At 57.6% G+C, this 19,581-nt stretch carries 21 protein-coding genes; 11 read left to right on the top strand and 10 right to left on the bottom strand.

The genetic code is table 11. From position 1 onward, the window contains the following. The first annotated feature begins 47 nt into the window (after nt 1–47). On the top strand, nt 48–257 hold the full coding sequence (gene cspD / locus KUV52_RS13785) for a cold shock domain-containing protein CspD (protein WP_013345498.1): 210 nt from the start codon (nt 48–50) through the stop codon (nt 255–257). A 76-nt stretch (nt 258–333) separates the two neighbouring features. Here the strand turns inward: cspD and icd are convergent, their stop codons facing one another. Together icd and KUV52_RS13795 are read right to left on the bottom strand one after the other, a co-directional pair. After that, entirely contained in the window at nt 334–1,587 is a 1,254-nt protein-coding gene (gene icd, locus KUV52_RS13790; RefSeq protein WP_222526498.1) for an NADP-dependent isocitrate dehydrogenase, read from the bottom strand. 143 nt (nt 1,588–1,730) lie between these two features. Further along, nucleotides 1,731–3,989, bottom strand: coding sequence for an NADP-dependent isocitrate dehydrogenase (locus tag KUV52_RS13795; RefSeq protein WP_222526499.1), 2,259 nt, complete (start codon nt 3,987–3,989; stop codon nt 1,731–1,733). Between the two features lie 137 nt (nt 3,990–4,126). Between KUV52_RS13795 and rluE the strand changes: the two genes are divergently transcribed. The 6 genes from rluE to KUV52_RS13825 all read left to right on the top strand — a co-directional run bounded on the left by rluE (nt 4,127) and on the right by KUV52_RS13825 (nt 9,651). Next, the gene (gene rluE / locus KUV52_RS13800) at nt 4,127–4,771 is read left to right on the top strand and encodes a 23S rRNA pseudouridine(2457) synthase RluE (protein ID WP_222526500.1); all 645 of its coding nucleotides are present in this window, start codon (nt 4,127–4,129) and stop codon (nt 4,769–4,771) included. Then, complete coding sequence (locus KUV52_RS13805) at nt 4,768–5,229, top strand: NUDIX hydrolase (RefSeq protein WP_222526501.1); 462 nt, start codon at nt 4,768–4,770, stop codon at nt 5,227–5,229. Before rluE ends, KUV52_RS13805 begins: the two co-directional genes overlap by 4 nt. 109 nt (nt 5,230–5,338) lie before the next feature. Next, nucleotides 5,339–6,442 (top strand): tRNA 2-thiouridine(34) synthase MnmA, encoded by a 1,104-nt coding sequence (mnmA, locus tag KUV52_RS13810; RefSeq protein ID WP_222526502.1) that lies wholly within the window; start codon nt 5,339–5,341, stop codon nt 6,440–6,442. A gap of 11 nt (nt 6,443–6,453) precedes the next feature. Continuing rightward, a complete protein-coding gene (gene hflD, locus KUV52_RS13815) occupies nt 6,454–7,071 on the top strand; it encodes a high frequency lysogenization protein HflD (protein WP_222526503.1) in 618 nt (205 codons plus the stop codon). Nucleotides 7,072–7,098: 27 nt separating this feature from the next. After that, entirely contained in the window at nt 7,099–8,466 is a 1,368-nt protein-coding gene (gene purB / locus KUV52_RS13820) for an adenylosuccinate lyase (protein ID WP_222526504.1), read from the top strand. Between the two features lie 63 nt (nt 8,467–8,529). Continuing rightward, a complete protein-coding gene (locus tag KUV52_RS13825; RefSeq protein ID WP_222526505.1) occupies nt 8,530–9,651 on the top strand; it encodes a cupin domain-containing protein in 1,122 nt (373 codons plus the stop codon). A 77-nt stretch (nt 9,652–9,728) separates the two neighbouring features. Here KUV52_RS13825 and KUV52_RS13830 read toward each other — a convergent pair whose 3' ends face one another. Both KUV52_RS13830 and KUV52_RS13835 read right to left on the bottom strand, forming a co-directional pair. Further along, nucleotides 9,729–10,277, bottom strand: coding sequence for a hypothetical protein (locus KUV52_RS13830; RefSeq protein ID WP_222526506.1), 549 nt, complete (start codon nt 10,275–10,277; stop codon nt 9,729–9,731). A 259-nt stretch (nt 10,278–10,536) separates the two neighbouring features. Continuing rightward, nucleotides 10,537–10,959 (bottom strand): DUF4826 family protein, encoded by a 423-nt coding sequence (locus KUV52_RS13835; protein WP_222526507.1) that lies wholly within the window; start codon nt 10,957–10,959, stop codon nt 10,537–10,539. 203 nt (nt 10,960–11,162) lie between these two features. Between KUV52_RS13835 and KUV52_RS13840 the strand changes: the two genes are divergently transcribed. Beyond that, nucleotides 11,163–12,200 carry a Glu/Leu/Phe/Val dehydrogenase dimerization domain-containing protein gene (locus tag KUV52_RS13840; protein ID WP_315900139.1) on the top strand — a complete coding sequence of 346 codons (1,038 nt, stop codon included), beginning with the start codon at nt 11,163–11,165 and terminating at the stop codon, nt 12,198–12,200. 41 nt (nt 12,201–12,241) lie between these two features. On the opposite strand, the gene KUV52_RS13845 is transcribed toward KUV52_RS13840, so the two are convergent. Continuing rightward, on the bottom strand, nt 12,242–12,787 hold the full coding sequence (locus KUV52_RS13845; protein WP_222526508.1) for a CAP domain-containing protein: 546 nt from the start codon (nt 12,785–12,787) through the stop codon (nt 12,242–12,244). Between the two features lie 130 nt (nt 12,788–12,917). Between KUV52_RS13845 and KUV52_RS13850 the strand changes: the two genes are divergently transcribed. The 3 genes from KUV52_RS13850 to KUV52_RS13860 all read left to right on the top strand — a co-directional run bounded on the left by KUV52_RS13850 (nt 12,918) and on the right by KUV52_RS13860 (nt 14,539). After that, entirely contained in the window at nt 12,918–13,388 is a 471-nt protein-coding gene (locus tag KUV52_RS13850; RefSeq protein WP_222526509.1) for a YbjN domain-containing protein, read from the top strand. Between the two features lie 358 nt (nt 13,389–13,746). After that, nucleotides 13,747–14,160, top strand: a complete 414-nt coding sequence (gene gloA, locus KUV52_RS13855) for a lactoylglutathione lyase (RefSeq protein ID WP_222526510.1) — start codon at nt 13,747–13,749, stop codon at nt 14,158–14,160. A gap of 40 nt (nt 14,161–14,200) precedes the next feature. Further along, nucleotides 14,201–14,539, top strand: coding sequence for a DUF1294 domain-containing protein (locus KUV52_RS13860; protein ID WP_222526511.1), 339 nt, complete (start codon nt 14,201–14,203; stop codon nt 14,537–14,539). Nucleotides 14,540–14,573: 34 nt separating this feature from the next. Here the strand turns inward: KUV52_RS13860 and ruvB are convergent, their stop codons facing one another. From ruvB to aspS, 5 genes are all read right to left on the bottom strand, one after another. Continuing rightward, the gene (ruvB, locus tag KUV52_RS13865) at nt 14,574–15,581 is read right to left on the bottom strand and encodes a Holliday junction branch migration DNA helicase RuvB (RefSeq protein WP_222526512.1); all 1,008 of its coding nucleotides are present in this window, start codon (nt 15,579–15,581) and stop codon (nt 14,574–14,576) included. Between the two features lie 10 nt (nt 15,582–15,591). Next, the gene (ruvA, locus tag KUV52_RS13870) at nt 15,592–16,215 is read right to left on the bottom strand and encodes a Holliday junction branch migration protein RuvA (RefSeq protein ID WP_222526513.1); all 624 of its coding nucleotides are present in this window, start codon (nt 16,213–16,215) and stop codon (nt 15,592–15,594) included. A 165-nt stretch (nt 16,216–16,380) separates the two neighbouring features. After that, complete coding sequence (gene ruvC, locus KUV52_RS13875) at nt 16,381–16,902, bottom strand: crossover junction endodeoxyribonuclease RuvC (protein WP_222526514.1); 522 nt, start codon at nt 16,900–16,902, stop codon at nt 16,381–16,383. 4 nt (nt 16,903–16,906) lie between these two features. Then, entirely contained in the window at nt 16,907–17,653 is a 747-nt protein-coding gene (locus KUV52_RS13880) for a YebC/PmpR family DNA-binding transcriptional regulator (RefSeq protein WP_222526515.1), read from the bottom strand. Nucleotides 17,654–17,710: 57 nt separating this feature from the next. Next, nucleotides 17,711–19,477 carry an aspartate--tRNA ligase gene (gene aspS / locus KUV52_RS13885; RefSeq protein WP_222526516.1) on the bottom strand — a complete coding sequence of 589 codons (1,767 nt, stop codon included), beginning with the start codon at nt 19,475–19,477 and terminating at the stop codon, nt 17,711–17,713. Nucleotides 19,478–19,581: the final 104 nt, after the last annotated feature.

Here is a 19,581-nt window from a genome sequence, read left to right on the forward strand (position 1 = left end):
GATTACAAGATCATTTGGGAAGGACTCAAAAAGAAGGAAGTCGAGGTATGGCTCAAGGAACGGTGAAGTGGTTTAACAATGCCAAAGGGTTCGGATTCATCTGCCCCGAAGGGGGCGGTGAAGATGTCTTCGCGCATTATTCAACCATCGAGATGGAAGGCTATCGCACGCTCAAGGCGGGCCAGGTTGTCGAGTTTGAGATGGAAGCAGGCCCTAAGGGGATGCACGCCTCAAACATTCAACCGGTTAACAAGTGAGTTTCCATCGCTAAGGGTGACCGACGCAAACAAAAAAGCAGACCATCTGGTCTGCTTTTTTTTGCTTTAATGCCGCTTACATGTTGGCAATCACCGCATCACCAAACTCGGAGCAACTGAGCAGCGTTGCGCCTTCCATAAGACGCTCGAAGTCGTAGGTGACCGTTCGGGCAGCAATCGCGCCTTCCATCCCTTTCACGACCAAATCCGCTGCTTCGGTCCAACCGAGGTGACGCAACATCATCTCTCCGGACAGGATCAAAGAGCCGGGGTTCACCTTATCCAATCCCGCGTACTTGGGAGCGGTACCGTGAGTGGCTTCGAACAGGGCCACACCATCACCGATGTTGGCGCCCGGCGCGATACCGATACCACCAACCTGGGCCGCCAGAGCATCAGAGATGTAGTCGCCATTGAGGTTCATGGTAGCGATCACATCGTACTCGGCGGGTCGCAGCAGGATCTGCTGAAGGAACGCATCGGCAATCACATCCTTAATGACGATCCGTTTGCCGGTATTCGGGTTGGTCAGCTGGCACCAGGGTCCGCCATCCATGAGTTCCGCACCAAACTCCTCTTGCGCCAGCTGGTAACCGAAGTCCTTAAAGGCACCTTCGGTGAACTTCATGATGTTGCCCTTGTGGACCAGGGTCACGGAGTCACGATCGTTGTCGATGGCGTACTGGATGGCTGCACGCACCAGGCGCTCGGTCCCAGCCTTGGAAACCGGTTTGATGCCAATACCGCACTGATCGGTAAAGCGGATTTTGGTGACGCCCATCTCCTGGGTCAGGAAACGGATTACCTTATTGGCATCGGCGGTTCCCGCCTGCCATTCCACGCCAGCATAGATGTCTTCGCTGTTCTCACGGAAGATCACCATGTCGGTCAGTTCAGGCTGCTTCAGGGGGCTGGGGGTGCCCTGGTAATAACGTACCGGACGCAGGCAAACATACAGATCCAACTCCTGACGCAGTGCCACGTTCAGGGAGCGGATGCCACCGCCTACCGGCGTGGTCAGCGGTCCCTTGATCGCCACACGGTAGTTCTTTACGGCTTCCAGAGTCTCCTGAGGCAACCAGGTGTCCGCACCGTAAACCTGCGTAGACTTCTCACCGCAGTAGATCTCCATCCACTGAATCTTACGTTTGCCGCCATAGGCCTTCTCCACCGCGGAGTCCAGCACCTTGCGCATCGGTGGGGTTACGTCCACGCCAATCCCATCCCCTTCAATAAACGGAATGATGGGTTGGTCCGGCACCTGTAACGCACCACTGTCTGTGATCTGGATGATCGCTCCCTCAGCGGGTGGGTGGATCTTCGATTCCATCTTCGACTCCTTGTGTCCTACGTTCAGTATTTGGTGTCTGTTTTTTCGACGCCAAGGATAGATTACCGGGCTTTGGCATTTGCCGCCAGATACAAAAAAACCGCCGAATATCGGCGGTTTAGCTTTTACCCTACGACCAAAGTTTAAGCTGGCTCGGAGAGTTTTACGGCCTCTTCGATGCTGGAAACGAAGGCAGACAGGCTGTTGTTGAAGGTCTGGCTGGGGCGCATCGCGCGGCTGACCAGAATCGGGTCCGGACGGTAGTAACCGCCAATGGCCAACGCCTCACCCTGTGCCGCATTCAATTCCGCCACAATGGTGGCTTCCTGTTCGGTCAACGCTTCCGCCAGGGGGGCAAACAGCGCTTGCAGCTCAGCGTCTTCATTCTGCGCCGCCAATACCTGGGCCCAGTACATTGCCAGATAGAAATGGCTGCCCCGGTTGTCCAGTTCACCCACTTTGCGCGAAGGAGACTTGTTGTTTTCCAGGAAGAGTCCGTTGGCAACATTCAGCGCTTCCGCCAGGACTCTGGCTTTCTGGTTGCCGCTCTTGAGGGCCAGATCTTCCAGCGATACGGCCAGTGCCAGGAATTCGCCAAGAGAGTCCCAGCGCAGGTGGTTCTCCTCAACAAACTGCTGAACATGCTTAGGCGCGGAGCCACCGGCACCGGTCTCGAACAGTCCACCACCCTGCAGCAGCGGCACGATGGAGAGCATCTTGGCGGAGGTACCCAGCTCGAGGATTGGGAACAGGTCAGTCAGGTAGTCACGCAGCACGTTACCGGTAACAGAGATGGTGTCTTCACCGGCTTTCACGCGATCCAGGGTATACGCCATGGCGTCAACCGGCGCCAGGATCTTAATGGTCAGGCCCTGGGTGTCGTGCTCGGCCAGGTAAGCGTTGACCTTGTTGATCAGGTTGGCGTCATGGGCACGCTCGGCATCCAGCCAGAACACCGCCGGGTTACCGGTCAGACGGGAACGGGTCACAGCCAATTTGACCCAATCTTTGATCGGCGCATCCTTGGTCTGGCACATACGCCAGATGTCACCCGCCTCAACGGCGTGCTGCATCAAAACTTCACCGTCCTGAGCGACCACGCGAACCGTGCCCGCCTTGGCGATCTTGAAGGTCTTGTCGTGAGAGCCATACTCTTCCGCTTTCTGCGCCATCAGGCCCACATTGCTGACGTTCCCCATCGTAGTGGGGTCAAAGGCACCATGTTCCTGGCAGAAGGCGATGGTGGCCTGGTAGATGCCCGCATAACAGCGATCCGGGATCACGGCCTTGGTGTCCTGAAGCTGGTCATCTTTGTTCCACATGCCGCCGGAGCTTCGAATCATCGCTGGCATGGAGGCGTCGATGATCACATCGGAGGGTACATGCAGGTTGGTGATCCCCTTGTGAGAGTTCACCATCGCCAGATCCGGGCCTGCGGCCAAACCGGCGGCCAGGTCGGCTTCAATCTCGTCACGCTGGGCTTGGGGCAGCGCGGCAATTTTGGCAACCACGTCACCCAGACCGTTGGAGGCGTCGACTCCCAGTTGGGTAAAGGTATCGCCATGCTTGGCAAAAAGGTCGGCAAAGAAGGTTTCCACGCAGTAGCCAAACATGATCGGGTCAGACACCTTCATCATGGTGGCTTTCAGGTGCAGGGAGAACAGCAACCCCTGCGCCTTGGCATCTGCAATCTGCTCAGCGAAGAAGGCTTTCAGCGCCTTGCCACTCATGCGGGCACTGTCGATAACCTCTCCAGCCTGAAGGACGGTCTCCGCCTTCAGAACTTCGATATCGCCGGCTTGGTCGACCAACTCAATGCGAACGCTTTGAGCGGCGGTGGATACATAGGATTGCTCACTGCCGTAAAAGTCACCGTCGTTCATGTGGGCCACGTGGGAGCGGGAATCCGCGCTCCAAGCACCCATAGAGTGCGGGTTCGCTTTCGCGTACTGCTTAACCGCATCCGCAACACGGCGGTCGGAGTTGCCCTCACGCAGCACCGGATTCACTGCGGAGCCCAGCACTTTGGCGTAACGGGCCTGTACGGCTTTCTCTTCGGTGGACTTCGGCTCTTCCGGGTAGTCCGGCACATCAAAGCCCTGGGACTGAAGCTCAGCAATGGCGGCTTTCAGTTGGGGGATCGAGGCGGAGATGTTGGGAAGCTTGATGATGTTGGCGTCAGGGGTCTTGGCCAGCTCACCCAATTCAGCCAAAGCGTCGCCAATGCGTTGCGCTTCGGTCAGCTTCTCGGGAAAATTAGCAAGGATACGGCCGGACAGGGAGATGTCTCGGGTCTCAATATCGATATTGGCGGCGCCGGTAAAGGCCTGAACGATGGGAAGCAGAGATTGGGTTGCCAGTGCGGGCGCTTCGTCCGTGTGGGTATAGATTATTTTAGACATCAGATTGTCCTTATTATTATGGGCACGAAAAGGCGGGCCCAAGTCTCAAAATCGGCGCTCATGATAGATCAATCACAGAGTGAACGGAACGACATTGGGTCAAACCTTCATACCAAACTGGAAAGTAAAATTCCTTTATGCATCAACGTAATAACAGGGCACCTGGTCAGGCCAGAACACAAAAACCCCGCCAGAACAGGCCTTTGCGGCGTCCGAAGAGCGACAAAGGCCCCCGTCGGGTTGTCCTGTTCAACAAGCCATTTGATGTGCTTAGCCAATTTACCGATGGCGGCAATCGAGCCACGCTTGCAGACTACATCACCGAGCCGGGGGTGTACGCTGCAGGCCGCCTGGACCGGGACTCCGAAGGGCTGCTGCTGCTGACCAACGATGGTTCGCTGCAGGCCAAACTGACTCAGCCCGGAAAGAAAACCACCAAAACCTACTACGTACAGGTCGAAGGTGAACCGAGTGATGACGCGCTGCAGGCGCTCCGTGATGGTGTCACTCTGAACGATGGCCCCACCCTGCCCGCCAAGGTTGAGCGAATCGCTGAGCCCCACTGGCTGTGGCCACGCAATCCCCCGATTCGGGAACGTAAAGCGATCCCCACCAGCTGGATCAGCATCACCATCATTGAGGGGCGTAATCGTCAGGTGCGCCGGATGACGGCCCATGTCGGCTATCCCACCCTGCGCCTTATCCGCTACCGCATTGGCAACTGGACACTGGACGGTCTGGCCAACGGCGAGTACCGGGTCATCACACAGGACAAAGGATGAGCCAGCCACGTTACCGACCCTATGTCACGGTGGCCTGTGTGGTCGCGGCCAAGGGCAGTTACCTGCTGGTTGAGGAGTGCATCGCCGGGGAGCGGCGATTCAATCAGCCAGCGGGACACCTTGAAGCGGGCGAATCCGTGATTGAGGCGTGCGCGCGTGAGTTGCTTGAAGAGACCGGGTTGCAATGTCAGCCGCACAGCCTGGTGCGGATCCATCAGTGGCGCACTCCGGATGGCATCGAGTTTTTGCGCTTTACCTTTGGGCTCCGTCTCGATGAGCAGCCCGCGGTTCAACCCAGGGATCCGGCAATTCTGGCCTGCCACTGGCTGACCCGGGAGGAGATCGCCCTCCTTGGACCCCAATTGCGCAGCCCACTGGTGCTGGCCTCCATCGATGACTTTGAGAAGGCCTCCGGCGTACCGCTCTCGATTCTGGATGATCGCTTAATGACCAACTGACGGCGCCTCAGATGAGCCCCCTTCGCCATTCGCGCCAACCGGGGTTTCGTGGTAGAATACGCGCCCGAAATTTTCAATCTGAATTTTGCACAGCGGAACCCCTATTACGATGTCAGATAACCGCAACAAAAAGGTGATCGTCGGCATGTCCGGCGGCGTTGATTCCTCAGTCTCAGCCTACCTCCTGCTTCAGCAGGGTTACCAGGTAGAGGGTCTCTTCATGAAAAACTGGGAAGAGGATGACACCGAGGAGTACTGCGCCGCGTCACAGGACCTGGCTGACGCCCAAGCGGTGTGCGACAAGCTGGGCATCGAGTTGCACAGCGTAAACTTCGCCGCCGAGTACTGGGACAACGTGTTCGAGTACTTCCTGGAGGAGTACAAGGCCGGTCGTACCCCGAACCCGGACATCATGTGCAACAAGGAGATTAAGTTTAAGGCCTTCCTGGAGTTTGCGGCCGAGGCACTGGGCGCGGATTACATCGCCACCGGTCACTATGTGCGTCGACGCCAGCGTGAAGATGGCCAGTTCGAGATGCTGCGTGGCCTGGATAACAACAAAGACCAGAGCTACTTCCTCTACACCCTGAGCCACGAGCATGTGGCGCAGACTCTGTTCCCGGTTGGTGAACTGGAGAAGCCGGAAGTCCGTCGCATCGCCGAAGAGCAAGGCTTGATCACCGCGGACAAAAAAGACAGCACCGGCATCTGCTTTATTGGCGAGCGCAAATTCAAGGACTTCCTGGCGAAGTACCTGCCCGCCCAGCCCGGCGATATCGAAACCACCGAAGGGGAAGTGATTGGCCAGCATGATGGCCTGATGTATCACACCCTGGGCCAACGTAAAGGCCTGCGCATCGGCGGCATGAAAAATGCGGGCGACGCGCCCTGGTACGTGGTCGATAAGGATCTTGAACGAAACGTGCTGATCGTTGGTCAGGGCGCCGATAACCCGCGCCTCTACTCCAACGGTTTGGTTGCCAATCAGCTGCACTGGGTAGACCGTCTGGGCCCGCAGGGCGAAACCGTGATCTCGGTGAAGACCCGCTACCGCCAACAGGATATCCCTTGCACCGTAACGCCGCTGGAGAATGGCGAGTTGGAAGTGCGCTTCCATGAGCCGGTCAGCTCCGTGACACCCGGCCAGTCTGCGGTGTTCTACCACAATGAAGTCTGCCTGGGTGGCGGCATCATTGATCGCGTTATTCGATAAGCGGGACCACTATGCGCCAATCTCTCTCCCAAAGTAACATGGCCTTCGCTGGCCTCTGCCTGGCAGTACACCAGGTACGTGAACTGTCCCGTTTTGGTCGCGTCGACGAAGAACTGCTCGGCGCTACCCTCAACACCGTACTGGTCACCGACCCGGATAGCGCCGAAGACGTTTATCAAGGCTGCGATCTCCGTCTGGGATACCAGACTCTGGTTGACCAACTGGGTGATGGTAATAAGAAAGACGTGGACCTGACCCGTTACGTGGTCGGCATCCTCGCTCTGGAGCGCAAACTGAGCAGCAAGCCTGCCGCCCTGTCGATGCTGGCGGAGCGTTTGTCTCAGGTGAAGCGCCAACGCCACCACTACGAAGTGACCGATGAGCAGGTGCTGTCCAATATGGCGTCCGTTTACTCCGACGTCATCAGCCCCCTCGGTGCCCGTATTCAGGTGGTGGGCTCCCCCGCCCAACTGCAACAACCCCTGAACCAATACCGAATTCGTGCCCTACTGCTTGCAGCGATCCGATCCGCGGTGCTGTGGCGCCAGCTTGGTGGCAAACGCCGTCAACTGGTGCTGTCTCGTCGCGCCATGGTGAAAGACGCCACGCAAGCCCTACAACATCTATAAAATCATCGACCTCATCAAGGAGCTTACATGGAGCTTTCCAGCCTGACTGCCGTTTCCCCGGTGGATGGCCGCTATGGCAGCAAAACCTCGGAATTGCGCGGAATTTTCAGCGAGTACGGCCTGATTAAGTACCGGGTCCAGGTAGAGATTGCCTGGCTGAAACTGCTGGCCACCTGCCCTGAAATCACTGAAGTTCCCTGCTTCAGCGAAGCGGCCCTGGCACATCTGGACGCCATCACCGAGCAGTTTGGTGAAGCCGATGCGGGCCGGGTAAAAGAGATCGAGCGAACCACTAACCACGACGTTAAAGCGGTTGAGTACTTCATCAAGGAGCGTCTGGCGGACAACGCCGAGCTGGCGGCTGTCGGTGAGTTTGTTCACTTCGCCTGTACCAGTGAGGACATCAACAACCTGTCCCACGGCCTGATGCTGCACAACGCCCGTGAACATGTGATCCTGCCTTACTGCCGCCAGCTGATCGACGCCATCAACGAGCAGGCACGCAGCCATGCCGCCATCCCAATGATGGCTCGCACCCACGGTCAGCCCGCCTCCCCCACCACCATGGGTAAAGAGATGGCCAACGTGGCCAAGCGTCTGGAGCGTCAGCTGAAGCAGATTGAAGCGGTTGAGCTTCTGGGTAAGATCAACGGTGCGGTAGGCAACTACAACGCTCACCTGTCTGCTTACCCCGATGTTGACTGGCATCAGCTGTCCGAGCGCTTCGTGACCAGCCTGGGTCTGACCTGGAACCCCTGGACCACCCAGATTGAGCCGCACGACTACATCGCTGAGCTGTTTGATGCGCTGGCTCGCTTCAACACCATCCTGATCGACTTCGATCGCGATGTGTGGGGCTACATTGCCCTGGGTCACTTTAAGCAGAAGACCATCGCCGGTGAGATTGGCTCCTCCACCATGCCTCACAAGGTTAACCCGATCGATTTTGAAAACTCTGAAGGTAACCTGGGCCTGGCCAACGCCCTGTTCCAGCACCTGGCAGCCAAACTGCCGGTATCCCGCTGGCAGCGTGACCTGACCGACTCCACCGTTTTGCGTAACCTGGGTGTTGGTGTGGGCTACAGCCTGATCGGCTATCAGTCCACCCTGAAGGGCATCAGCAAGCTGGAAGTGAACGAGCAGAGCCTGCTGAACGAGCTGGACAGCAACTGGGAGCTGCTGGCAGAGCCGATCCAGACTGTGATGCGTCGCTACGGCATCGAAAAGCCCTACGAGAAGCTCAAAGAGCTGACCCGTGGCAAGCGCGTAAATCAGCAGATCATGGCTGACTTTATTGATGGCCTTGAACTGCCGGAGTCTGTGAAGGTGGAACTCAAGCAACTGACCCCGGCCAACTACATCGGCCGCGCCGCTCAGTTCCTGGACGAGTTATAATCGTTCCAGCCCCCAATCAGCGCCGCCTTCGGGCGGCGCTGTCGTATCGACAGGACGTCCAGGATGAAGCTTAATCTCGATATCCCCGCCTTTCTTCAACAGCACTGGCAACAACAGCCCTGCGTTATCCGCCAGGCCATCCCTGAATTTGAAGACCCGATTGAACCCGATGAGCTGGCCGGTCTGGCCCTTGAGGAGAGTGTCAGCAGCCGCATTGTGATTCGCGATGGAGAGCGCTGGTTCAGCGAATCCGGTGGACGTGAGGATTACAACGATCTTGGCGGTCAAGACTGGCAGTTACTGGTTCAGGCGGTTAACCATCACCATGGACCCGCCCAGTCGCTGTGCGAACAGTTCCGGTTCTTGCCAGACTGGCGTTTCGACGACCTTATGGTCTCTTTTGCGGTGCCCGGGGGCGGCGTGGGTCCCCATATCGACAATTACGACGTATTCATCCTCCAGGGCCAGGGAGAGCGCCGTTGGCAGGTTGGGCAACAGGGAAGCCACCGCCCCAGGCCGAATTGCCCTGGCATGGCGCTGGTTGAAGATTTTGAGCCCATCATCGATGTCGTAATGCAGCCCGGAGACCTGCTCTACATCCCGCCTGGCTTTCCCCATTGCGGGCAGACCCTGACTCCCTCACTTTCCTACTCTCTCGGTTATCGAGCCCCCAGCCAACAGGAGTTACTCGGAGCCCTGGCAGACCACCTGCTAGACAGCGACCAGGGTAAGCGGCGGTTTACCTCCTCCTCGGAATCTGCGCAGCCGGGAGTGCTCAGCCTGACACACCAGAAGGGGATGATGACCCTGCTGCAAAGCCTGTTTGATGACCCGGCACAGTGGCAGGACACTCTGGGTCGACTGCTCAGCCAGAACCGGTTTGAGCTTGATCCCTGGCCCCCATCCCCAGCGTTAACCCAGACAGAGATCGCTGAGGCGCTTGGACAAGATGCGGCGCTCTATCGCCTGGCCGGTCTTAAGGTGTTACAGCTGGAGGGCGCACCGGCCACGGACCTTTACCTGGATGGAGAGCGTTACTCTCTGCCTGAGCCTCTGGCCGACACCGCGACCCTGCTCGCCAACCGTTTGACCCTTGAAGCGAGTGAATGGCGCCCGCTTTTTCAGCTCGCCCCGGATACCCTGCTGGAGTGGCTGAATCTGGGCTACTGGCAACTGGATCACTGACACGACACATGCCTCGCTCCGCATCAAAAAACCCGCAGCCTCAGGACTGCGGGTTTTCTTTATCTACATTGATGACGCTACATGCAGGCTTCGATCTCCAGCCCCAGCTCAGCAGCAACAAATCCGCCCAGCGAGGCCATAGAATCATCCGGGATAACGCCGACATCCGCCAAAGCGCGGGCCAGGTTACGGAGGCCAAGGCGTGGAGAGTCAAACGAGCTGGAGTGCTCACCCATCATGCCCATCTGAGCAAATACCGCCGAAGCCTGACCCCAACAGGCTGCATTGCCCGCCGCCATGCTTTCCGCTTCTGCCACCGCTTTCGGGTTGTTGAGGCAGCGCTCCAGCGAGAGCCCCAATTCCGCCATCAGGTAGTCGGCCAGTGCTCCCATCGTGGGCGCGGAGAGCAGGCCGATGTCATACAGAGCCCGCGCCGTATTAGCGAGGCCAAGCCGGGGATTGCTTTGCTGGCTGGCGTGCTCTCCCATCGCCCCGAGTTGAGCAAAGGCCTGAGTGGCTTCCCCCCAACAACTGTTGGGCGTGGCGTGTACCGACGGTGAAACGGAGAGCAGCAGAAATCCGGCAGAGAACAACGATAAGGACAGAGAACGAGTCAGAGTCTTCACGGCATATACCTCATAGAATTTTCGAGAACAGATCCGGTCGATCCCTGAACGCGTAATAAGCCAAGTGAAATGGTCAGCTTCTGTGGCGGACTCAGAGACTTAGTCATAGTTCACATGGTGCAGCAGAGCAAGCGGTCGCCCTGCCGCAAGGCAGGCGTGCCCTTGACCTTATCCGGTGCTGCGCGTTTCCCTATGCCGAAACAAGAAACGGCCCCCTTTTGGGAGCCGTTTTGCGATATTCATTGAGACATCAATGCCTTCAGTTGACCATCGGCATCTCTTCCCAGATACGCTCATCCTGGTGCATGTTGCCCAGTCCTTCGGCACGACTGACCAGCATGCGAGCCAGGTCCTGCTGAGTCTTATCGGGACTCCGTATCAGGTTTTCCGCTTTCAGTTGCCATGCCAATGAAAAATGGCGAAGTACCTCACGCGCATTGGGCGCCGTACTCTCAGGGATGATGTCGGTGGGCAGGTCGCCGCTGAGCACCCAGAATCTGCGTTTTCTCGGGCCGTTCTCTTCGATTTTCCAGACAGCAACCAGAGGCGCCAGTACGCGGCTCTCTTTCATCACCACCTTGCCGGGCAAAATACCCTTTTCTGCCATGAACTTATTTGCTTTCTGAAACTGCGCTCGCACCCAGGCCGCTTCTTGTTGTTCTGTATTTGCCTGTTCAGTCATCTTCCCTTCCTGGCGAATTGTGATGGAGATCAATAGACCGGAACTTTTCATGACGTTAACGTCAATGTCAAGATGCCTTTCCAGTCTCCTTACCCATGGCCACTGCTCCGATTTGGTGGCAGGGGTCAGCACTGGTAAGGTGCCCCCATAATCACAACGAATGGGCCAATTTACAAGGCCCTCAACGGCACGGAGTAAGCAAGGTGGCTCTCTTTTCCCATCCCTCATTCGATCACCATGAACAGGTGATGTTCGTCCACGATGAAGCCTCTGGTCTCAAAGCGATCATCGCTGTTCATGACACCACACTGGGGCCCGCTGTTGGCGGTTGCCGCATGTGGCCTTACGAGTCCGAAGAGGATGCGCTGAATGACGTATTGCGCCTCTCTCGCGGCATGACCTACAAAAACGCCCTGGCCGGCCTGGAGTTTGGCGGTGGCAAATCAGTCATCATCGGCAACCCCAAGTCCGACAAATCCGAAGCACTGTTTCGTGCCTTCGGCCGTTTCGTCGACTCCCTTGGCGGCCGCTACTACTCAGCAGAAGACGTGGGCATCACCACGTCGGACATCATGATCGCCCATCAGGAAACCCCCTATATGGCGGGCCTTGAAGGCAAGAGTGGTGATCCCTCCCCCTACACCGCTCTGGGTACCTACCTGGGCATCAAAGCGGCGATTAAGCATCAGCGTGGTATCGACTCCCTTGAAGGGATCAAAGTTGCGGTACAGGGTCTGGGACACGTTGGTTTCCACCTTTGCCGTCATCTGCACGAAGCGGGCGCAAAACTGGTGGTGTGTGATCTGAGCGAAACCCAGCTGGAGCGGGCGCGCACTGAGTTTGGTGCCGAAGTGGTCGAACTGGACGCCATCTATCGTCAGGACGTTGACGTCTATGCGCCGTGCGCCCTGGGCGCCACCATCAACGACGACACCATCCCTCAGCTGAAGGCCACCATCGTCGCTGGCTGCGCTAACAACCAGTTGGCCGAGCCGCGCCATGGCGAAATTCTGAAAGAGAAAGGGATTCTTTACGCGCCGGATTACGTCATCAACGCTGGCGGCATCATCAACGTCTCCTTCGAGCGGGACTACAACCCGGATATGGCGGAAGCCAAGGTACGTAAGATCTACGATACCCTGCTGACCATTTTTAAGGACGCCGATGACAGTGGCAAAACCACTGCTGTAGTAGCGGACGAGATGGCACAGGCCATTATCGCAAACGTCCGAAACAAGTAAGGCGGATGAGCGTGCAGAAAGGGGCCTGAGGGCCCCTTTCTTTATTCCAACTCAACAGAGAAACTGCCGGACTTCCGTATCAGGACAATGGGCTCAGGTGAACTGTCGTCCTTTCTGGCGACATAGACCACCCAATAGTCGACATACGGCGTGTTCCAGTCGTAGTAGTAACCCACCGAAATCTCATCCTGCTCATGGTAAAGAGGGTGTTCTCCAAGCAGGTGAGTGCGGTGGCCAACAGAGCCCTTAAACGCCTCCCACATGTCGTACGCCTCGCCAAAGCCTCCCGCCACAGCTTCAATCTGGTTGCCAAGTCCCACTTCGTAGCGACGATCCAGGGGGTATCCGGCATTAGCAACCCGCGCATTCGCCCCACCCCCGCCAAAATGGCTGACATGCCCCCGCTCAGCCATCTCCCGGGCTTTCTCCTGCGCAACCACGGCGAGGATCCCGTCGCATTTCAGTGAACGCCGTTTCTGTTCTGGGTCCTCAATAATCAAGCGTGCCAGTTCCCTGGCCTTAGGGTGCAGACCGCACTCCAATGGAACCGCCAAAGTAGTGGCAGCAAAGATAAGCGCTAATGACATGACAGTCCCTTGTATGTAATAACGACTAATCAACGTGCCAAAGTCGGGTCGCGTTGGCAAATCTGATGCATTTCACTCCACCAGAGAGTATCCTTGTGCGCTGCGTTTTATGGCGATTGAAGAGTAAACCATGCCTGCACTACCGATCCCGGACCACGACATGCTGAAAGCGTGGTTGGAGCAGTATCAGATCGAATACTACCTTTGCACTAGCTGTGAAGGGCTGCACCTGCCGCAATTGCAGGATCTGAATGGGATCTATGACGCCAAAGTGGAGATCGAGGGGGATTTTGTCTACTGCTCGGCCTCCATCGAGCTTCGCCCAACGGGCGTGATGCCTGCGCACGCGGAGCTGGGCCGTCTCAACACCCATTACCCGACCCTGAAGATCTTCATCGAGATGGTGGATGACACCCTGCCCCGTCTGGTGATGTGCCACAACCTGGCTCTGCGTCCCGGTATTGAGGAGGCGCAGTTCATCTACTTCGTGCGGGACTGCATGGAACAGATGGAACAAGCGGCCGAGGAGATTAAGAAGATGGGCATCATTTTCTATCCCGAGGAAGAGGTCGAGGCCCCATCCCCCGCAATGATGCATTAAAAAAAACGCCGGCTTGCGCCGGCGTTTTTACTATCAGGCAAAGATCATGGCCCCGAGGGCAACAATCATTGACAGGCTGCCAACAGTGGCACCCAAGGCAAATTTCAGATCTTTATTCACTGATCATTCTCCAAATCTTACGAATTGGCTGTCCCCACGGGTAGAGTAAAGATCACGTCCGAAAATCACTATCCCAACCCCGGCAAAATGCGAATCGGATCACACCTTTTTACCTTTGCACCAGATTAGGTCAAACCCGCTTTCTTCCTGAAAATCTGACCCATTTTCTGGCTCTGTCAGCGCGGCGTTTTCTGCTAAGATTGAGGCCCAACAAGTTGTTTTGCATAGGCTATCGATCATGTCACAACTCCTGCACACCATGTTTCGCGTCGGCGATCTGGACCGTTCCATTCAGTTTTATACCGATGTGCTCGGCATGAAGTTGCTGCGTAAGTCCGTCAATGAAGAGTACAAATACACCCTGGCCTTCGTGGGTTATGGCGAAGAGAAAGATGGCCACGCGGTGATCGAACTGACCTATAACTGGGGCGTAGACAAGTACGAGATGGGCAGCGCCTTTGGCCATATCGCACTGGGCTTTGAAGACATCTATCAGGCGTGCGACAAAATCCGCGCCGCAGGTGGCTCCATCACTCGCGAGCCCGGCCCGGTTCTGGGTGGCTCTACCCACATCGCGTTCGTGGAAGACCCGGACGGCTACAAAATCGAACTGATCCAACGCTCCCAGGCGGGTGAAGGGGTCGGTGCCTGATGCTTTTCGGGGGCGCACTCTACGCCCCCGGCTTTCCGCTATGACTCTGCTGTTCCTCACCCTGTTTCTGGCTCTGATTATGGTCAGTGGCCACCTGGTGGCCCTGCCCCTTTACTTGGCAATGAGTCTGCTTACGCTTCTTGCGTTCGGACTGGATAAACGCCGTGCTCTAACCGGCGGTTACCGCCTGCCGGAACGCTTTCTGCACTCCCTGGAACTGCTGGGAGGCTGGCCCGGCGCCCTTATTGGTGCACGCCAGTTCCGCCACAAAACCCAGAAACGAAACTACTTGTGGACGCTGTTTGCCATCGCGGGCATCCACTACCTCGTTTGGGCAGCCCTCGCCTGGTTGGCACTGGTTGAGCGCTCAGCCCTATAACTAAAAACGCCAGCCCAAAGGCTGGCGTTTTCTTTTAATCGGCTCGACTCAAGCCAAAATGCTGGTAGGCCCTGTCGGAAGCGATTCGGCCCCGGGGCGTCCGCTGCAGGAATCCCTGCTGGATCAGGAAGGGCTCCAACACGTCCTCGATGGTTTCACGCTCCTCACCAATCGCGGCTGCCAGGTTTTCCAACCCCACCGGACCACCGGCAAATTTGTCGATGATGGTCGTCAGCAGCTTACGATCCAGGTAATCAAAGCCCTCTTTGTCCACATCAAGCAGATCCAGCGCTTTGGCTGCCACTTCAGCGGTGATCACCCCGTCAAACTTCACCTCGGCAAAGTCCCGCACCCGGCGCAACAGCCGGTTGGCGATCCGGGGCGTGCCTCGGCTGCGGCGGGCAATCTCTACAGCGCCTTCCGTTTCCATACTCAAACCCAGCACTTCCGCACTGCGCTGTACGATGTGGGTCAGGTCTTTGACGTTATAGAACTCGAGACGCAGAGGGATACCGAAACGGGCGCGTAATGGTGAGGTCAAAGCCCCGGCTCGGGTGGTCGCCCCAATAAGGGTAAAGGGGGGCAGATCGAGCTTGATGGAGCGTGCTGCCGGCCCCTCACCAATCATGATATCCAGCTGATAGTCCTCCATCGCCGGATACAGCACCTCTTCAACCACCGGGCTGAGTCGGTGGATCTCATCGATAAAGAGCACATCGTTGGGTTCCAGGTTGGTGAGCAGCGCAGCCAGGTCTCCCGCCTTCTCCAGAACCGGACCGGAGGTGGATTTGATGTTCACCCCCATCTCGTTGGCGACGATATTGGCCAAGGTGGTCTTACCGAGGCCCGGAGGGCCGAAAATCAGCAGGTGATCCAGCGCTTCACCTCGGTTACGGGCCGCCTGAATGAACACCTCAAGCTGGGCTTTGGCTTCATCCTGGCCGGTGTAGTCGGTCAGCATCTTCGGGCGCATGGCCCGATCGATCACCTCTTCATCCCGGCTGGCAACCGGAGCAGCAACCAGACGATCCGCTTCAATCATGGTTCACTCCTTACAGCATCGCTTTCAGCGCATCGCGGATGAGCTGTTCGGAGGTCATCCCCGGGGCCGCCACTTTGGCCACCACTTTGCTGGCTGCGGGGGCCTTGTATCCCAAAGCCACCAGCGCCGCGATAGCGTCCTCTTCCGGATCCGGAGCGGTCACCAGGGTATTCTCAATCGGGTTTACGCCCGCCAGGCGGTCGGCGTAGGGGGTCAGCAGCGGGCCACCAAAATTCTTCAGGCGGTCACGCATCTCCACAACCAGTCGCTCTGCGGTCTTTTTGCCGACGCCGGGCAGTTTGGTTAATCCGGTGATGTTTTCCGCCTGCACGGCATCCACAAACTGCTCTGCGGACATGCCGGAGAGGATCCCCAGTGCCATCTTGGGGCCAACGCCGTTGGTCTTAATCAACTCCCGAAACAGCGCACGCTCCTCTTTTGAGGCGAAGCCGTACAGCAACTGGGCATCTTCACGCACCACGAAGTGGGTGAAGATAACGGCTTCCACGCCAAGTTCCGGCAACTGGTAGAAACTGGTCATGGGCAACTGCACTTCGTATCCCACACCACCACACTCCAGCACCACTTCCGGTGCGGCTTTCTCTACCAGTACTCCACGAAGGCGTCCAATCACGGCCATGCTCCCCTTGAATAGGTGTTCTCGACGGTTCGAGACTCCGACAGCAAAACCACTGTCGATATTTACAGTATTTGGCAGATAGTAACGGATTTACCTGAGGTCGTCATCTGGCGCGGCAACAAAAAAGCAGGCCGAAGCCCGCTTTTTCTTCCACCAAAATCAGCGATAACGCCCGCCTACCCGACTGGTGGCCTTGCCCGCCATCGCCACTAATCCCCGTTGCATGTTGGCGTGGGTGATCGCGATAGCCAGCGCGTCGGCAGCATCCGCCTGCGGGGTGCCGGGCAGCTTCAGCAGATGCTTTACCATATGCTGCACCTGTTCCTTCTTCGCACCGCCAGTGCCGACAACGGCCTGCTTAATCTGGGTTGGGCTGTACTCTGCAACGGTCAAACCGCCGTTCAGCGCCGCTACGATGGCGGAACCCCGCGCCTGACCCAGCTTAAGCGCCGAATCGGCATTACGGCCCATAAAGACCCTTTCGATCGCCAACTCCTCGGGCTCAAACTGTTTGATCAGTTCGGAGACTCCATCGTAGATGATCTTCAAACGTGCGGGCAGTTCCCCCTCTGGCAGGCGGATGCATCCGCTGCCCAGGTACTGATACTGGCGTCCACAGAACCGAATCACACCGTAACCCGTTAGGCGCGAGCCGGGGTCGATACCCAAAATGACGGTCACAGAGTCAGCCCAGCTGCGCCATTACGTCGTCGGAGATATCGCCATTGTGGTACACCTCCTGAACGTCATCGTTGTCTTCCAGCACGTCGATAAGACGCAGAAACTTCTCGGCGGTCTCCAGGTCCAGCTCCGCCTTGGTGGAGGGCACCATGGTCACTTCCGCGTTATCTGAGGTCAGTCCGGCGGCATCCAGCGCATCCTTCACCGCGCCAAAGGTCTCCGGCGTGGTAAAGACGTCAATGGCGCCATCCTCTGCAGTTTCCACATCTTCGGCGCCCGCTTCCAAAGCGGCATTCATCACCGCTTCCTCATCGGTGCCGGGAGCATAGGAGATCACGCCCTGCTTGGTGAACAGGTATGCCACAGAGCCGTCAGTGCCCAGGTTGCCGCCCGCCTTGGTAAAAGCGTGGCGAACCCCGGATACGGTGCGGTTGCGGTTATCGGTCATGGTTTCGACCATCACGGCCGTACCACCGGGGCCGTACCCTTCATAGATGATGGTTTCCAGCTCCTGCCCATCCAGTTCACCGGCACCCCGTTTGACCGCGCGGTCGACGGTGTCTCGGGTCATGTTGTTGGACAGGGCTTTATCGATGGCAGCACGCAGGCGGGGATTGGAATCGGGATCGGAGCCACCTTCACGGGCCGCGACGGTCAGTTCGCGAATCAGCTTGGTGAAGATCTTGCCCCGCTTGGCGTCCTGTGCCGCTTTGCGGTGTTTAATGTTGGCCCATTTACTGTGACCTGCCATATCGACTCTCCCTCAAAACAATACCGCCCGGGCAGAACCGGGCGGTAGTCATCTTACTTATTCGGCCTTCTCAGCCGGAATGTGCTGAATTCCCAGCTCCAACAACTGCTCGGCATTGGCCAGGCCTGGCGCGCTGGTCAGCGGACAGGCTGCAGTGGTGGTTTTCGGGAAGGCCATCACCTCACGGATGGACTCGGCACCCACCATCAGCATCACCAGACGATCCAGGCCAAAGGCCAGACCGGCGTGCGGCGGAGTGCCGTACTTCAGGGCGTCCAGCAGGAAGCCAAACTTCTCTTTCGCTTCCTGGTCATCGATGCCCAGTACACGGAAGGCCGCGGACTGCATCTCGGCACGGTGGATACGGACAGAACCGCCGCCCACTTCCACACCGTTCAGCACCATGTCGTAAGCGTTGGACAGCGCGCCGTCCGGGTTCGCTTCCAGCTCTTCCGGAGTCATATCACGCGGTGCAGTGAAGGGGTGGTGCAGCGCGTAGTAGCGGCCATCGGCCTTCTCGAACATCGGGAAGTCCACAACCCACAGCGGCGCCCAACCTTCAGCCACCAGGCCAAAGTCTTCACCAGCTTTCAGACGCAGCGCGCCCATGGCATCCGCCACAACCTTGGCATCGTCGGCACCGAACAGCACGATGTCGTTCGCTTCAGCACCGGTGCGCTCAACGATGGTGTTGACGATCTCGTCAGACAGGAACTTGGCTACCGGAGACTGTACGCCTTCAATGCCTTTACCGGTCTCGTTGATCTTCATCCACGCCAGACCTTTGGCACCGTAGATGCCAACGAACTTGGTGTAATCGTCGATCTGCTTGCGGGACAGGGACGCGCCACCCGGGATACGCAGTGCCGCAACACGGCCTTCCGGATCGTTCGCCGGGCCGGAGAACACTTTGAACTCGACGTCGGTCAGCAGGTCGGCCACGTCAGTCAGTTCCATCGGGTTACGCAGATCCGGCTTGTCGGAGCCGTAACGACGCATCGCCTCTTCGTAGCTCATGTGCGGGAATTCGGGCAGATCGACGTTCATCATCTTCTTAAAGATGGTGCGGATCATCGCCTCGGTGACCGCCATCACCTCTTCGGCGCTCATAAAGGAGGTTTCGATATCGATCTGAGTGAACTCCGGCTGACGGTCAGCACGCAGGTCCTCGTCACGGAAACACTTTACGATCTGGTAGTAGCGGTCCATGCCGGACATCATCAGCAGCTGTTTGAACAGCTGCGGAGACTGCGGCAGCGCAAAGAACTGGCCTTTGTGGGTGCGGCTCGGCACCAGGTAGTCACGGGCGCCTTCCGGAGTCGCGGCGGTCAGGATGGGGGTTTCCACATCCATAAAGCCCTGGTCGTCCAGGAAGCGACGCACTTCAGAAGTGAAGCGGGCGCGGAACTTCAGCTTTTCGCTCATCTCAGGACGACGCAGGTCCAGGTAGCGATACTTGAGGCGCTGCTCTTCAGACACATCGGTGTTGAAATCGATCGGCAGTGGCTCTGCCTTGTTGATGATGGTCAGTTCACGACCCAGCACCTCAATGGCGCCGGTGGCCATATTGGCGTTTACCTGGCTTTCGGGACGTCCGCGTACCAGACCTTTGACCTGAACGCAGAACTCACCACGCAGACTGGATGCGGTTTCGAACACCTCCGGGAGATCCGGATCGTACACGACCTGTACAATCCCTTCGCGATCACGCAGGTCGAGGAAAATCACTCCACCCAGGTCACGACGACGGTTAACCCAACCGACCAGAGTAACTTCTTGTCCGATAAGTGTTTCGGTAACGTGTCCGCAGTAATGGCTGCGCATCGACAGCTCCTGTATTCAATGCTGGTGAGGGGGGCGTATCAGGCCCCCGTCAGGGAAAAAGGGCAAAGGCGGCATTATAGAGAAAAGTTGAAACAAGCAGAAGG

Origin of the sequence: Ferrimonas balearica, from assembly GCF_019802055.1 — a bacterium.
Lineage (GTDB): Bacteria > Pseudomonadota > Gammaproteobacteria > Enterobacterales > Shewanellaceae > Ferrimonas > Ferrimonas balearica_A.

Coding starts and splice junctions, on each gene's coding strand:
- cspD (WP_013345498.1), top strand. CDS start 48: ATGGCTCAAGGAACGGTGAAGTGGTTTAACAATGCCAAAGGGTTCGGA.
- icd (WP_222526498.1), bottom strand. CDS start 1,587: ATGGAATCGAAGATCCACCCACCCGCTGAGGGAGCGATCATCCAGATC.
- KUV52_RS13795 (WP_222526499.1), bottom strand. CDS start 3,989: ATGTCTAAAATAATCTATACCCACACGGACGAAGCGCCCGCACTGGCA.
- rluE (WP_222526500.1), top strand. CDS start 4,127: ATGCATCAACGTAATAACAGGGCACCTGGTCAGGCCAGAACACAAAAA.
- KUV52_RS13805 (WP_222526501.1), top strand. CDS start 4,768: ATGAGCCAGCCACGTTACCGACCCTATGTCACGGTGGCCTGTGTGGTC.
- mnmA (WP_222526502.1), top strand. CDS start 5,339: ATGTCAGATAACCGCAACAAAAAGGTGATCGTCGGCATGTCCGGCGGC.
- hflD (WP_222526503.1), top strand. CDS start 6,454: ATGCGCCAATCTCTCTCCCAAAGTAACATGGCCTTCGCTGGCCTCTGC.
- purB (WP_222526504.1), top strand. CDS start 7,099: ATGGAGCTTTCCAGCCTGACTGCCGTTTCCCCGGTGGATGGCCGCTAT.
- KUV52_RS13825 (WP_222526505.1), top strand. CDS start 8,530: ATGAAGCTTAATCTCGATATCCCCGCCTTTCTTCAACAGCACTGGCAA.
- KUV52_RS13835 (WP_222526507.1), bottom strand. CDS start 10,959: ATGACTGAACAGGCAAATACAGAACAACAAGAAGCGGCCTGGGTGCGA.
- KUV52_RS13845 (WP_222526508.1), bottom strand. CDS start 12,787: ATGTCATTAGCGCTTATCTTTGCTGCCACTACTTTGGCGGTTCCATTG.
- KUV52_RS13850 (WP_222526509.1), top strand. CDS start 12,918: ATGCCTGCACTACCGATCCCGGACCACGACATGCTGAAAGCGTGGTTG.
- gloA (WP_222526510.1), top strand. CDS start 13,747: ATGTCACAACTCCTGCACACCATGTTTCGCGTCGGCGATCTGGACCGT.
- KUV52_RS13860 (WP_222526511.1), top strand. CDS start 14,201: ATGACTCTGCTGTTCCTCACCCTGTTTCTGGCTCTGATTATGGTCAGT.
- ruvB (WP_222526512.1), bottom strand. CDS start 15,581: ATGATTGAAGCGGATCGTCTGGTTGCTGCTCCGGTTGCCAGCCGGGAT.
- KUV52_RS13880 (WP_222526515.1), bottom strand. CDS start 17,653: ATGGCAGGTCACAGTAAATGGGCCAACATTAAACACCGCAAAGCGGCA.
- aspS (WP_222526516.1), bottom strand. CDS start 19,477: ATGCGCAGCCATTACTGCGGACACGTTACCGAAACACTTATCGGACAA.